The sequence below is a fragment of the Nocardia yamanashiensis genome, assembly GCF_021183565.1.
Taxonomy (GTDB): domain Bacteria; phylum Actinomycetota; class Actinomycetes; order Mycobacteriales; family Mycobacteriaceae; genus Nocardia; species Nocardia yamanashiensis.
Genome location: NZ_CP089226.1, coordinates 7,101,888 through 7,116,267, shown reverse-complemented (window position 1 = coordinate 7,116,267; position 14,380 = coordinate 7,101,888). Strand labels below are relative to the sequence as shown.

8 protein-coding genes are annotated in these 14,380 nt (G+C 70.7%); 5 read left to right on the top strand and 3 right to left on the bottom strand.

The window, feature by feature from the left end:
* Positions 1 to 4,398, top strand: a complete 4,398-nt coding sequence (locus tag LTV02_RS32790) for an alpha-(1->3)-arabinofuranosyltransferase domain-containing protein (protein ID WP_456299829.1) — start codon at positions 1 to 3, stop codon at positions 4,396 to 4,398.
* Between the two features lies 1 nt (position 4,399).
* Here LTV02_RS32790 and LTV02_RS32785 read toward each other — a convergent pair whose 3' ends face one another.
* Entirely contained in the window at positions 4,400 to 5,461 is a 1,062-nt protein-coding gene (locus LTV02_RS32785; RefSeq protein WP_233041797.1) for an acyltransferase family protein, read from the bottom strand.
* A 381-nt stretch (positions 5,462 to 5,842) separates the two neighbouring features.
* On the opposite strand from LTV02_RS32785, the gene LTV02_RS32780 reads away from it, so the two are divergent.
* The 3 genes from LTV02_RS32780 to LTV02_RS32770 all read left to right on the top strand — a co-directional run bounded on the left by LTV02_RS32780 (position 5,843) and on the right by LTV02_RS32770 (position 11,298).
* Complete coding sequence (locus tag LTV02_RS32780; RefSeq protein WP_233035535.1) at positions 5,843 to 7,015, top strand: DUF3068 domain-containing protein; 1,173 nt, start codon at positions 5,843 to 5,845, stop codon at positions 7,013 to 7,015.
* A 401-nt stretch (positions 7,016 to 7,416) separates the two neighbouring features.
* A complete protein-coding gene (locus tag LTV02_RS32775) occupies positions 7,417 to 8,874 on the top strand; it encodes a polysaccharide biosynthesis protein (protein WP_408639290.1) in 1,458 nt (485 codons plus the stop codon).
* Positions 8,875 to 8,883: 9 nt separating this feature from the next.
* On the top strand, positions 8,884 to 11,298 hold the full coding sequence (locus tag LTV02_RS32770) for a hypothetical protein (RefSeq protein WP_233035534.1): 2,415 nt from the start codon (positions 8,884 to 8,886) through the stop codon (positions 11,296 to 11,298).
* 97 nt (positions 11,299 to 11,395) lie between these two features.
* Here the strand turns inward: LTV02_RS32770 and LTV02_RS32765 are convergent, their stop codons facing one another.
* A complete protein-coding gene (locus LTV02_RS32765) occupies positions 11,396 to 12,574 on the bottom strand; it encodes a glycosyltransferase family 4 protein (protein WP_233035533.1) in 1,179 nt (392 codons plus the stop codon).
* Between the two features lie 519 nt (positions 12,575 to 13,093).
* Here LTV02_RS32765 and LTV02_RS32760 point away from each other — a divergent pair.
* Entirely contained in the window at positions 13,094 to 13,951 is an 858-nt protein-coding gene (locus LTV02_RS32760) for a class I SAM-dependent methyltransferase (protein WP_233035532.1), read from the top strand.
* Here LTV02_RS32760 and LTV02_RS32755 read toward each other — a convergent pair.
* On the bottom strand, positions 13,913 to 14,215 hold the full coding sequence (locus LTV02_RS32755) for a hypothetical protein (RefSeq protein ID WP_233035531.1): 303 nt from the start codon (positions 14,213 to 14,215) through the stop codon (positions 13,913 to 13,915). The two genes, LTV02_RS32760 and LTV02_RS32755, sit on opposite strands and share 39 nt — an antisense overlap.
* Between the last annotated feature and the right edge of the window lie 165 nt (positions 14,216 to 14,380).

Below are 14,380 nucleotides of genomic sequence, written 5' to 3'. Positions count from 1 at the left end.
CTGACTTCGAGCGACACCGCGACCGGTCCCGACGCGGACCGGTCCTCGGAGATCGCACCGCTGGGCCGCCGCTGGCTGCTCGGGACCATCCTCGCCGCATTCCTGCCGACCTTTCTGCAGGCGCCGGGGCGCACGGTCGCCGACACCAAATACGACCTGGCACAGAATCCGCTCGGCTTCCTCGCGCGCGCCTCGCACCTGTGGAGCAGCCAGGCCCCGATGGGCCAGGTGCAGAACCAGGCTTACGGATACTTCTTCCCGCACGGCGCGTTCTTCTCCCTCGGGCACGTCCTGGGCCTGCCCGCCTGGATGATCCAGCGCGTCTGGTGGGCACTGCTGCTGCTCGCCGGTTTCTGGGGCATCGTCCGGCTGGCCGAAACGCTCGGCATCGGCAGCCGCGGGTCCCGGATCATCGCCGCCACCGCTTTCGCGCTCTCCCCGCGCGTACTCACCACCCTCGGCTCCATCTCCTCCGAGACACTGCCGATGATGCTCGCGCCCTGGGTGCTGCTGGCCCCCGCCGCGCTGGGCGTCGCACTGCGCTCGGCCGGCCCGCACGACCCCCACGACGCGCACGATCCGCAGGACACGGCCGCACCCGCGATCGGGAACCGGTGGCGGCGGGCCCTCGCACGATGCCGCAGTAGTTTCCTGGTCGCCGGTACCGGGCGCGCGGGCGCGGCCTCCCCCGCGGGCAGTGCGCTGGCGCTCGCTCTGATGGGTTCGGTGAACGCGGTCGCCACGGCCGCGGCGTTCCTGCCCGCGGCACTGTGGTGGGCGTCGTACCGGCCGAACCGCGCCTGGTGGAAGTTCACCCGCGCCTGGATTCCGCTGCTGGTGCTGGCCACCTGCTGGTGGGTGGTGCCATTGCTGTTGCTGGGCAAGGTGAGTCCGCCGTTCCTGGACTACATCGAATCCTCCGGCGTCACCACGCAATGGGCGTCGCTGGGCGAGGTGCTGCGCGGCACCGACAGCTGGACGCCGTTCGTCTCGCCGGAGCGCATCGCGGGCGCGGTGCTGGTCACCCAGCCCGCCGCGGTGCTGGCCACCGGCATGCTGGCCGCCGCGGGCATGGCCGGATTGGCCATGCGCGCCATGCCCGGTCGCGGCCGGCTGGTGCTGATCCTGTGCGTCGGCCTGGTCGGCATCTGCGCCGGTTACGCGGGCCAGCTGGGCGGGCCGTTCGCCGAACAGGTGCGCATGTTCCTGGATTCCGGGGGCGCGCCGCTGCGCAATGTGCACAAGCTGGAACCGCTCATCCGACTACCCCTGGTGCTGGGCCTGGCGCATCTGCTGGGCCGGGTGCCGCTGCCCGCCTCGGTGCCGATGCCGGTGTGGCGCAGGGCTTTCGCGCATCCCGAACGCGATCGCATGGTGGCGCTGGGCGCGCTCATCCTCACCGCGCTGGCGCTGTCCACCTCGCTGGCCTGGACCGGCAAGCTCGCCCCGCGCGGGGATTACGACAAGGTGCCCGGCTACTGGCAGCAGACCGCGGATTGGCTGGCGCACAACGCATCCGACACCCGGGCATTGATCGTCCCGGGCGCGCCGTTCGGCAGTCAGGTCTGGGGGCTCACCCGCGACGAACCACTGCAAGCCCTGGCGAGCACCCCCTGGGCCGTGCGCGACGCCATCCCCTTGAACCCGCCCGGAGCCATTCGCGCCATGGATTCGGTGCAGCGGCTCATCGCCGACGGCCGACCCTCCACCGGCCTCGCGCCGACCCTCGCCGCCCAGGGCATCGGAGTCCTGGTGCTGCGCAACGACCTCGACCCGGACACCGCCCGCTCGACCCGGCCCATGCTCGCCCACCGCGCGATCGAGGGCTCACCCGGCCTGGTGAAGGTCACCGAATTCGGCGAACCGTCCGAACCCCGCAAGGTGGACGGCCTCGTCGCGGACGGCGACCTGCGCCCGTCCTACCCCGCGATCGAGATCTACCGGGTGGAGGCCGCCACGGCACGCGACGCGGTCAGTGTGCGGAGCGGTGCCGGTGCGCCGGAATCGTTCCCCGGGGCCTACACGGCGCCGCTGGGCGGGGTGCCCGTGGTGCAGGGCGGTCCGGAAGTGCTGGAACGGTTGCGGCGCAATGGTTCCAGCGATCCGGTGCTGCTGGCGGCCGATGCCGCGCGGGCCGGGCTGCCGGTGCGGGGCGTGACGGTCACCGATACGCCGATGGATCGGGAGACCGATTTCGGGCGGGTGGACAACCACAATTCGGCGCTGCGGGCAGCCACGGACGCGCGGCGCACGCACAACCTGGTTCCCGATTACGCCGTGCCGGGTACGCCGCTGGTAGAGGGCGAATGGTCGGGAGCGACCGTGACGGCGTCCGGGTCGGCCGCCGATGCCACGCAGATCGGCGGGGCCGCACCGGGGAATTCGACGGCCGCCGCCTTCGACGGTGATCCGGCCACCGCCTGGATCAGCAATGGCGCGGAACACGCCGTGGGGCAATGGCTTCGGCTGGATCTGGACCAGCCGGTGAACAGCGCCGTACTGAAGATCACGACCAGCGCGGCGGCCATCGGCTCGCCGGTGAAGTGGCTGGAGGTGGCGACGTCCAAGGGCACGGTGTCGGCGCGGATCACCGAACCCGGTGCGCCGGTGAATGTCTCGCTGCCGCCCGGTCGCACCGAATGGATCGAGATCACTGCCGCGCGCACCGAAGACGGCAGCGCCGGTGGGCAATTCGGGATCAGCGAGCTGACCCTGGACGATTACGCGGATCGGGAGCATCCGGTGCGCGTCGATATCCGGCATCGCACCGTGCTGCCCGCGGCCCCGGCCGGCGCGCAGGTGGACGGCTGGGATCTGGGACAGGAGTTCCCCGGGCGCAGTGCGTGTTTCGATGCTCCCGACCGGGTGCGATGCAGTAAGGCGCTGGCGCTGTCAGCCGAGGAGCCGGGCGTTTTCCAGCGCACCCTGACCGTCCAGCAGCCGATCACGGTCGGCGCGGAACTCACCGTCCACACCCGGCCCGGGCCCGCCCTGGCGAACCTGCTCACCGATCGCGACCGCCCCGTCGCGCGCGGCCAGTCCGATGTCGGCGACCCGCGCGGTTCCGCCTTCGCCGCCACCGACGGGGATCCGCGCACCAGCTGGATCGCGCCGGAGACCTCAGTGCGCAATCCCACCGGCGCGAAACCGACCCTGGTCATCGATCTGCCCGAGCCGACGCTGGTCACCGGGCTAGAGGTGCTGCCGTCCCGGGGCGACCTGCCCGCGCACGCGAGCGCCGTCGCGGTGAATCTCGGCAACGGTCCGCAGGTGCGCGAGATCGATCCGGAGGCCACCGGGGCGACCCGGCTCGAACTGGAGCCGTTCGTCACCGACCGCATCGAGCTGAGCATCAATTCCTGGAAGCCCGTACTCGACCAGACCGCACTGGGATTCGCGGCCGAGCAGCCGCCGGGCCTGGCCGAGGTGAACGTGCTCGGCCCGGACTATCCGGCGCCCGCCGATCCGAACCGGCTGCTCACCGTCGACTGCGACAACGGCCCGACCATCGCCGCGGCGGGGCGCACCCTGCACACCACGGTCACCGGCACCGCCGCCGAATTCCTGTCCGGCGCACCGCTGCCCGCCAAGGTGTGCGCGGTGACCGAGGACTCCGGTCCGGACGCGAGCGAGGCCGAGCCGGTGACGCGGACCGTCGGCGACCCGGCCGCGGCCACCTTCGATCTGATCGGCGGTCGCGTGGATGTCACCGTCGCACCGACCAGCCTGTTCACCGTCGACGAACTGGCCATGCGGCGGGTGGGTGGACCGGCTGGGGCGCAACCGGATTTGGCTGCGAACAGCGGGACGAGTGCGCCGGGCGGTACCCGGTTGCTGGTGCTGCCGCTCAGCACCAATGTGGGCTGGCAGGCGCGCACCGCCGACGGGACCGAGCTGAAGCCGATCGTGATCGACGGCTGGCAGCAGGCGTGGCTGCTGCCGGCGGACGCGAAAGGACCTGTCACCGTGTCCTTCCCGGCCGACCGCTGGTACCGCTTCGCCATCTTCGGCGGCCTGCTGCTGCTGATTCCCTTGGCGGTGATCGCATTCCGCAGCGCGCGCCGGCCGCGGCCGGACAACGGGCCCGCACCGCGCACCTGGCGCAGCCGGACCGTCGGCGCGATCGGTCTCGCCGCCGCCACCGGACTCATCGGCGGCCCGGCCGGAATCGCGCTCACCGCACTGGGATTGATAGCCGACCGCTATTTGATCCGACGTCATCCGACCCTGCTGGTATGGGTCGCGGGGCTCGGCACGGCGGTCTGCGCGGCCGCCCTGTCGACCGGTCCCTGGCGATCGCTCGATGGTTACCTGGGCGGTTCGCTGTGGGTGCAGTTCCCGGCCCTGGTCGCGATCGTCGCCGTCGGTATCGCCGCGCTGCCGTCCCGCGAGCGCTGATTCAGCCGAACCGCCGGCGGGTCCACACCCGCACCGGCTCTTCGATCAATGCGAACGAAGCCGCCGCCAGCGGCAGTGTGAAGGCGACCGTCAGCAGGTACACGATCACGAAATTGCCCCGGAACGGGACGATGCCGAACACCGGGAAGATGATCGACAACACCACCAGGTGCCAGATGAAAATGCCGTACGACCAGCGGCCCATGGTCGCCGCCACCCGGCTCTCCAGCCAGCGGTGCCGGACCTCGGGCCGCAGCACCAGCGGGGCGATCAAACTGAACGCGATGACCACGCCGAGCGCCATCTTGGTCACGTACTGCCAGGGCTGACCGTGGGTGAGCCCGCGCGGACCGGCCAGTTCGGTGGTGGCGAAGACCATGGCCAGCGCCGCCGTCGACCACATGAGCCGGCGCTTGCCCGCGATACGCCGCCAGCGCGGCGCATCCAGCAGCGAAAGCTCGGCCAGCAGCATGCCGACCGCGAACCAGGGCAGATAGCCGGGCAGCCAATTGTCGGCGTGGATGCCCTCTTTGGTCGGGACGGGCAGGAAATTCCAGGCCAGGAACAGCAAGCCGAAGCCCAGCACCACCGGCACCCGCAGGCGAGCGCGCGGCCCGCGCAGCCAGGCGAGCGCGAAGGCCAGCAGCGGCAGCAAAAGATAGAAGGCCACCTCCACCGACAGACTCCACATCTGGGTGAGGCCGTCGGTGAGGGTGTAGGGCACGAAGACCTGCAGCAGACCGAGATTCGATACCCAGACCCGCAGGCCGGCGGTGTGCGCGGCACTCGGCAGCATGATCAGCACCACGCACACCACCAGCCAGTAGGCGGGCAGGATGCGGGCGGCGCGATGCAGCAGGTAGCGCCCGGCGCGGGGTGCGGTGCCGAGTCCCCACGCCGCGAGGGCGTGCGGCCGCCAGAGCAGGAAACCGGAGAGCGCGAAGAACACCGCGACCGCCATATCGAAGCGCTCCCACAGCGGGCCGAGGATCGGCTGGGCGGTGGCGCCGGTCTGGAAGGCCACGTGGGTGAGCACGACGCCGAGGGCCGCCAGGGCGCGCATGCCTTCGAGCGCGGGCACGAAACCACCGGACCGGTTCGGCGCAACGGCACCCGATGTCGTCGCCGTTCCCGATCGCTCATCGATTGCGCGGGCGTCCGGTCCGGCCCCCGCGGCCGCCGCCGCGATCCCGGCGCCCGGCGTCGGCTCTACCGGCGGCGCGGGGTCGGAATCGGGGCGGGCGGTGGTCGTCATTGCGGTCCAGTTTGCCTTGTGGCCCCCAACCGTGAGCATTCCGTGTTTGACTAACGACCGTTTCGCGATGTTTTCCTGCCTCGGCGAGTGGCATGACGGCCCTGGACTGTTAGTGTCGGGGCTCACGAGTGCTGTGCGGCGACCGCAGTGCTCATCGGAACGACCTGTTCGACGACGAGGAGAACTTGCATGGCACTGAGTGCCGGTACCAGAAGGACGGTGGCCTGCCTGCTCGTAGGGCTGGGTGCGATGCTGCTCGTCGCCGCGATCATGATCCCCACCTATACGGTGAGTCGGCTCGCGAAGACCCCCCTCGACCTGGAGATCACCACCGTAGCGACCAATGCCGAGGGCAAGCCCAGCGAGGTGCTGGACTCCAAGTCGCTCACCGGGCCCGGGTCGGCGAAGGTGGATCAGAACGTCGCGCTGGTCTCGCAGCGCTTCCTCACCGTCGAGAACCCCTCCGACGCCAGCGAAATGACGGTTCAGGCCGGTCAGACGCTGCGCCGCATCGACAAGCAGGGCGACACCGGCCTGCTGACCGCGAGCATCGACCGCGTCACCATCGACCGTAAGACCGGCATGCCGGTGGATTCGGTGGACGGCGGCCCCAACGGCTCCGTCGCCGTCACCGTCGACAAGCAGGGTCAGTCGGTCATGGACGCCGTGCAGCACACCGGTCTGCAGTACCGCTTCCCGCTCGACACCGAGAAGAAGACGTACCCGTACTTCGACCTCAACGTGCGCAAGACCTTCGACATCAACTTCGTCGAAGAGACCGAGATCAACAGCCTGAAGGTCTACCACTTCCAGCAGACCGTCCCGGTCACCGATCTCTCCACCGTCGCGAACACGGTCACCAACAAGCTGTCCCTGCCGGCCGAGAAGTGGGGCGTCGAGGGCGGCGAAACCCCGGTCACCATGACCCGCTTCTACACCAACACGCGTGACCTGTGGGTCGAGCCGCAGACCGGCACCGTGATCAAGGGCCAGGAGCAGCTCAGCCAGTACTACGCGCGCAGCGCCGACAAGCCCGAGGTGACGGTGCTCAAGTCGACCCTCGCGTTCGACGAGAACACCATCGAATCGCAGATCTCGGTGGCCAAGGAGAACATCGACAAGCTGTCGCTGTACGGCCGCACCCTGCCGATCGTCCTCGGCGTCGTGGGCGCCATCGCCCTGATCGCCGGCCTGGTCTTCGGCTTCCTCGGCGGCTCCGGCTCCGGCCCGGCCCCCGTCCGCCGCGCCCCCGGCCGCGGCCCGGCCCCCGCCGGCCCCGCGCCGACCCGCACCGACAACCTGGCCGACGCCCCCACCCAGCAGATCGACATCAGCGGCATCGACCTCGACAAGAAGTCCTAGCCCGCTTCGATAAGCCGAGCGGCCCCGCACCAATGGTGCGGGGCCGCTGTCGTTTCCACGGTAGGAAGCCTTCGCCCGTTGCCCGGCGGAGGTTCTTGTCGGCCCGAGGAGGATTCCGCTGAGGAGGATCTCGGCCGTTCGCGGGATCGGCAGATCCGTGCCGGCCCACATGGTGGTTATCCGGTGGAACCGCGTCGGCGAGAGCCTGAGCGCCGGTTCGGACCTGAACACCACAGCGCACGTCTACATGCACCCAGACCGAGCACGCGGGCGGGATCGCCAGCACGGGGCGGCCGACGATGATCGTCTGACGCGGGCCGGAACAGGCGAGGAGCTGGAGTCCGTTTCGGCCGAGGGGTGCGCTGCGGGGGCGGCGGTGGGTGGGTGGGAGCATTGCAGGCGTGTCCGTTGTACGCCGTCTGCCTGTGGTTGCGGACCTCACCCTGGTGACCGCGGGGGCTATGACGGCGAATGTGGCGGGGTATCTGCTGCAATTGCTGGCCAGCCGGTGGTTGGGGGTTTCCGGGTACAGCCCGTTCGCGAGTCTGCTGGCGGTGCAGTTGCTGTGCGCGGTGCCGGCGTTGGCGCTGCAGAACGTCGTTGCGAGAGAGGTCGTGCTGGGTGCGCCCGTCGCGGCGGCGCGGCGGCTGGGGTGGCGGTGCGCTGCTCTGGTGGCGGTGATCGCGGTGCCGCTCATACCGATCGTGAGCGCTGTCCTGAAGGTGAGTGTGGCGGCTGCCGCGGGGGCCTTGATCGCCGCGCCCGTGTTGGTCCTGCTGTCCGGCGAGCAAGGAATCCTGCAGGGCCGTAGCCGATTCCGTGGCCTCGCCTGGGTACTCGGCGGCGCGGGAATCGCCCGCGTGACTCCGGCTATCGCCGTGCTGGCGGTCGGCGGCGGCACCACCGCCGCGTTGTGGGCCGCGGCGGCAGGCATCGCGGTCGCGGCAGTCGGTGCGCGCCGCATCGACGACTTCACGGAAGGCGCCGCAAGCGCCGACGGGGCTCCGACTGCGGCACCGGATTTCGGTCAGCACGCGACGCCGGATCTCCGTGCGGATGTCCTCGATATCGAAAGCCACGGCAAGGCAGGCGAAGGCGCCGACGAACTCCGCGCCACCGCTTCCGCTCCGGGCCGCGTCCGACGATATTCCGGCACCGGCCGTTTCGGGCGGCGGATCGACTCCGGCGCGGTGCGGTCCGGTTCCGGGGGCGGCGGGGCGGGCGGGTATGCGGCGGAGGTGCTGCCGGTTTTTCGGGCGGCGCAGGTGCAGGCGGCGTTGATGGCTTTGTCGTCGGCGGATTTGATCGTGTCGCGGATTGTGCTGGGCGAGGACGATGCCGGGCGTTATGCGCTGGGGGCGATCGCGGCGAAGATCGCTTTCTGGTTGCCGCAGGCGGTCGGGGTGGTTCTTTATCCGCGGATGGCGCAGCCGCGGCATTCGGCGCGGGCGGTGCGGTCGGCGCTGGCGGTACTCACCGGGATCGGGGCGCTGGCGGTCGCGGGGGCGGCGGTGGCCGCGCCATTGGCTCCGTTGTTCGCCGGGCAGGATTACGCGCCCATTCAGGGGCTGCTGTGGTTGTTCGCGCTGAACGGCGCGTTGCTCGCGGTGTTGCAGGGCGCGCTGTTGTCCGCGATCGCCGCCGACCGGACCGCTCCCGCCGCGATCACCTGGGTCGGGCTCGCGGTCGGCGTCACCGTCATGCTGACCTGCGCCCACTCGGTCACCAGCCTGATCGTCATCGCCACCGCGACCTCGGCCGTGACGACCCTCGTCATCGCCGCCCTGGTACTCCGCACCGCCCGCGCCGACGACGAGACCCCTTCCAGCGTCCCCGATCCCGGCCCCGCCGGAGCATAGGGTGCCGGTGTGAACGCGGCCCCCGCCCGGCGCTGGACCAGCCTGATCCCCGCCGGATACAGCCTGGCCCTGGCCCTGCTCGTCCTGGGCCCGCTGCTCGCCCCCGGCTACCTCCTGCTCCGCGACGCCGTCAGCACCCCGCGCTCCTACCTCACCGACTCGGCTCTCGGCCTGGGCGATGCCGCCCCGCGCGCCGTCCCCCAGGACGCCCTGATCGCCACCCTCTCCACCGTGATCGACGGTGGCCTCCTGGTGAAAGCCATTCTCCTGACCGCACTCTGGATGAGCGGCTGGGGCGCCGCCCGCCTGTCCCGCGAACTCCTCGGCGTATCCCCGGCCCCCCAACTCGTGGCCGCCACCCTCGCCCTCTGGAACCCCTACGTAGCCGAACGCCTCCTCCAAGGCCACTGGAGCCTCCTCACCGGCTACGCCGCCCTCCCCTGGATAGCCCTACTGGCCAACCGTTTACGTTCGCCCCGACCCCGCAGCGCGAGCGCCCCGGCAGCCGGTGGCCCAGCCGCTGTCGAAGTGGTCGCCGCTGGGGTTGCATCCACCGAACCGGCACCCACGGCCGAGGGCGCACCGGCTACTTCCGGCCCAGCAGCTCCCATCTCGGCCGCCGGCACAGCCGGACCGGCTGCACCCGCTACCGCGACCGCTCCGTCCGAAACCGGTTCTGCGGCCGCACCCGGCTCTGGGACGGTGCACATCGAATCCACCAGCGGCCGGGGCGATACCGCGGCGGTTGATCGACCTGGAACGGGCCGAGCCGGTGCGGCACATCCTCCGGCGTGGCGCGATTGGTGGATGTGGGCGGCACTGGGCGGATTACTGGCGGCGGCCGGGCTCACGCCGACCGGTTCCCTGCTGGCGGGCTGCGTGGCCCTGCTGCTGGTCGGTCGGCGCAATCTGGTTCCGGCGCTGGGATTGTGGGTGCTGGCGTCGGCGCCTTGGCTGGTGGCGACCGCGCTGGCGGGCGGCGGGGCGGCGACCTCGGATCCGGCGGGGGTGGCGGCGTTCGCGGCGCGGGCCGAGCCGTGGCTGGGGACGCTGGGGAGCTTGGCCGGATTGGGCGGGATTTGGAACAGCACCGCGGTGCCGGGTTCTCGCACAACATTTTTCGCTGTGATCGGAACCCTGCTCCTGCTGACGTTGGTCGCCACCGGTGTGCGCGCGACACTCGGAGCTGCGGTGGGCCGGGTGCGCGCGGACGCAGGCCAGTCGGGTGACCGGGTGCCCGAGGATGCGGGCTGGCCGGACGACCGGGTGTCCGAGGATGCGGGCCACTCGGACGACCAGGTGCCCGAGGGTTTGCGCCACTCGAGTGAACGGGTGCGCGAGGATGTGGGCGACTCGGGTTCGAGTACGCTGCCGCGTTCCGAGGCCGGTAGCGCCACGGTCTCATCGGAGGTGACGCCGGGAAGCGTCGGGGCGATTGCCGCGCGGGGTGGCCGCGACTCGGGCCGGTATGTGCGGCGGGTGCTCGTGGGGCTGGCCGTGATCGCGGTGGTCTGGCCCGCGCTCGGTGCGACCGGGTGGGGGCTGGCCGTCGGTGAGTTCCTGGTGGCGAATGTGCCCGGGGCCGGGCTGTTCCGGGATTCGCAGAAGTTCGCGGCGCTGGCGATGCCCGGGTATGCGCTGTGTGCGGCGGCCGGGTGTCAGGTTGTCGCGGAGTGGGTTTCAGCGCGTCGCGGTCAGTCGGCGCGGGCTGCGGCGGGCTCCGATGCTGTCGTTGAGGGGCGCGCGACGGCGGGATCGTGGACGGACCTGCATGTTCGGACCGGCGGGGTGGCTGCGGTTTTCATTGTTTTGTTGTTGATCGCGCTGCCGGATCTGGCATGGGGTGTGGGCGGGAAGTTGCGTCCGGTGCATTATCCGGCGGGGTGGGCGCGGGTGGCCGAAATGGTTGATGCGCCCGGGGATGTGGCGGTGCTGCCGGGTGGGATGTTCCGGAAGTTCCGGTATTCGGGGCCGGCTCCGGTGCTGGATCCGGCACCGCGGATGGTGCGGCGGGATGTGCTGCAGACCGGGGAGTTGCCGGTGGCGGGCGGGTCGGTGGCCGGGGAAGGGGTGCGAGCGCGGGCGGCGGAGCAGGTTTTGCTGCGGGGTGGGTCCGCCGCGCGGCTGGGTGAGCTCGGTGTGGGGTGGGTGCTGGTGGAGGGCGGCACCCCGGGGCCCGTCGGCGAATCGAAAACTACGCTGGATCAGCTGATTTCGGTGTATGCGGATCGGGATCTGCGGCTTTACAAAGTGCCGGGCGTCATCGCCGATCATGATGCTTCGGCCGCCGATCGAAGGATCTCCGGTGCGGCGCATGTGCTGTGGGCCGTCTTGCTGTTCGGCGGAATCATCGCTGCCGCATGGCATTCGATGAGCGCGCGGGTCAATCGCGCGGGAACCCCACGGCGAATCCGATCGCGATGATGACGACGCTGACTGCCGCGATGACGGCGATTATCCACATGGATAGGAGCGTACGAGCGGCAGGAACCGGTCGGCGCGGATTCGAAAGAGAAAGCGGCTAAGGCTGATTCGCGGGCGTCAGCGCGACCAGACCGGACACGCGCCGGCCGCGAGCGACGGCCGACAGCACCTGGTGGACGCCGTTTCCGGTTTGCTCCCAGGAGAATTCGCGCGCCCGCGTGCGCGCCTTCTCGCCGAGTTCGGTGCGCGCCTCGTGATCGGCGAGCAGATCGCCGGCGGCGGCGGTGAGCTGGGCGGCGTCATCGACGAGCAGCCCGGTCACCCCGTCCACGATGGAATCGGTGAGCCCGCGCGAACTGCGATAGCCGATGGTCGGCACCCCGTGCTGCGCCGCCTCGATGACCGCGAGCCCCCAGCCTTCCTTGCGGGAGGGCAGCACGTGCACCCAGGCCCGGGACAGCAGCCGGTGCTTGTGGTCCTCGCCGACGTGCCCGTGGAAGGTGACGGCGTCGGCGATGCCGAGCTCGGCCGCGTGCGCGCGCAGATTGTCGGCCCACCAGCCGTCGCCGATCACATCCAGGTGCAGGTCCGGAATGCGCTCGCGCAGGCCCGCGACCGCGGTCAGCGCGTCCTCGATCTGCTTGTGCGGGACCAGCCGCGACAGCACCACCATGCTCGGATGCGGGGTGCGGGTGGCGTCGTCACCGGCGGGCACGTGCGCGGGCACCGGTTCCGCGCCATTGCGCACCACGGCGATCCGGGCGCTTTCGACCCCGAGCGCGGTCAGTTCCTCGGCCGACGGCAGCGACACGGTCAGGTACTGGTTGCCGCGATGCACCCGCGGCGACAGCCGCGATTCGATCCACCAGCCGATCCGCCCGACCAGTTTTCCGGCGACCGGCCATTGCTCCCGATGCCCGTGATGCACCAGCACCACCGTCGGCGCGGCGCTCGCGGCGCGGGCGAAGAAGGGAATTCCGTTCTGGGTATCGATCACCGCGTCCGGCCGCACGTCCCGCAGCGGCCCGATCCCCAAGCGCCCCAAGGCAATGGCCGCCAGCGCCCGCGGATACACGGTGTACCGCCCGCCCCCGCGACTGATCTCGATCCCGTCGACCCGTTCCCGCCGCGCCGCCCCGGGGTAGCGCGCGGTCCGCAGAGTGACCTTCACGCCCCTGGCCGCGAGCTGCGCGCCCACCTGTTCCAGGTAGCGCTCGCTGCCCCCGCCCTGCGGATGCCCGGTGTCGCGCCAGCACAGCAGCAGCACTTCACGCACGGGCGGATCTCCAGGGTTCACTACGACGATCAACGGACAATGGGCTCCACCCTATAGCCCCACGTCAACCCACACCCCCTTAGTGGTCATCCGACCCGCTCCGATCGCCGCGCATTACCGCCGCGCCCCACCCACCCGCAGCGAGCCGGAAGCGACCGGGAAACCCGCGGTAGAAGCCGACCGGCCCGCACCGGCCCAGGGCTGCGCCGACCATCCAATGTGAAGCCACGCGCTCCGGCTCACCCCGGCCGGCGCGAACCAACGGGCGCAAACCAGCAGCGCGAACCATCGGGCGCAAACCAGCAGCGCGAACCAGCGGGCACGAACCAGCAGCGCGAACCAGCGGGCACGAACCAGCGGGCGCGAACCGACGGACAAGAACCTTCGAGTCAGCCTGGGCGCGCGTGCCGGGATGCCTTACGGCGTGGCGCGCGACCCGCCGCGACAGGCCCGGGTGGGGGTGCGCGAGAGTACGGGCGGCGGGGATGGGGGTGGCGCGGTTGTGCGAGACTTTCCGCCGTGCTTCGAGCTGAACAGATCGCTTCGCGCTGGGCCGGGCGCCGCCCGCGGTTCGCCGGGCGGGCGACGCTGCGGCGGTCGTGGCGGTTGCTGTCGAGTTTCCGGTTCGAGCAGACCGATCCGGCCATCTTCTACGGCGGGGTGGCCACGGATACCGCGGAGCTGGTGGCGGATTTCTATCGGGATCTGACGGGGCGGTCGCTGCGCGGGACCATCGTGCTGGACGTGGGCGGCGGGCCCGGGTATTTCGCGGACGAGTTCGGCCGGGCCGGGGCCAGGTATCTGCCCGTGGAGCCCGATCCTTCGGAGATGCACGCGGCCGGGCTGAAGGTCGCGGGTTCGGTGCGCGGGTCGGGGATGGCGCTGCCGTTCCGGGACGATGCGGTCGAGGTCTGCATCTCGTCGAATGTGGCCGAACATGTACCGCACCCGTGGGTGATGGCCGAGGAAATGCTGCGCGTCACCAAACCCGGTGGGCTGATGGTGTTCTCGTACACGGTGTGGCTGGGCCCGTTCGGCGGGCACGAGACGGGGCCCTGGCATTACCTGGGCGGGGAGTTCGCGGCGCGCCGGTATCTACGCAAACAGGGCAAAGAACCCAAGAACCGTTTCGGGCGTTCACTTTTCGCGGTGCGCGCGGTGGACGGCCTGCGCTGGGCGAACTCGACTCCGGACGAAGTGGAGATCTTGGCCGTGTTCCCGCGCTATCACCCGTGGTGGGCCTGGTGGATGGTGCGGGTACCGGGCCTGCGCGAGCTGCTGGTCAGCAATCTGGTCGTGGTGGCCACCAAACGGGCCGGGACACAGGCGGATCGGCGTTCAGCGCTCGAACCGGCCGCGACGCCAGAATCGGCGTAGACCGTCCGTCCGTTCGGGTTCGCCCCAGGGTGACTCCTGGGTTGCCAGCCCCACCGTCTCCAGCGCGGTCAGCCCGACCTGACAGGCCAGGGCATTCACCGCGGCAACCGCTTCCGCGGCCTGCAGGGCGGCGGTGGCCTGCTCGGTGGTGAGGGTCCGGCCCGGCAGAAATGACACCACCCAGCCACCGAAACCGACGCTTTTCGCCTGGTGCGGCGTGAGATCGCTGGTCATCAGCGACCGGTCTACCACTTGCACCGCCATGACTCGGACTCCCCTGTGTGGCAACGGTTCATGTGTCGCGCGAGCTATCCACGGTAGCTATAAAGCATGCTCGCTACGCCTGCGGAATGCAATAGTGCGTTCCCCGAAAAGCGAACCGACAGGTCGGGATTCGATTTTCCCGAGTGCTCCCGGTTTGCCGACCGG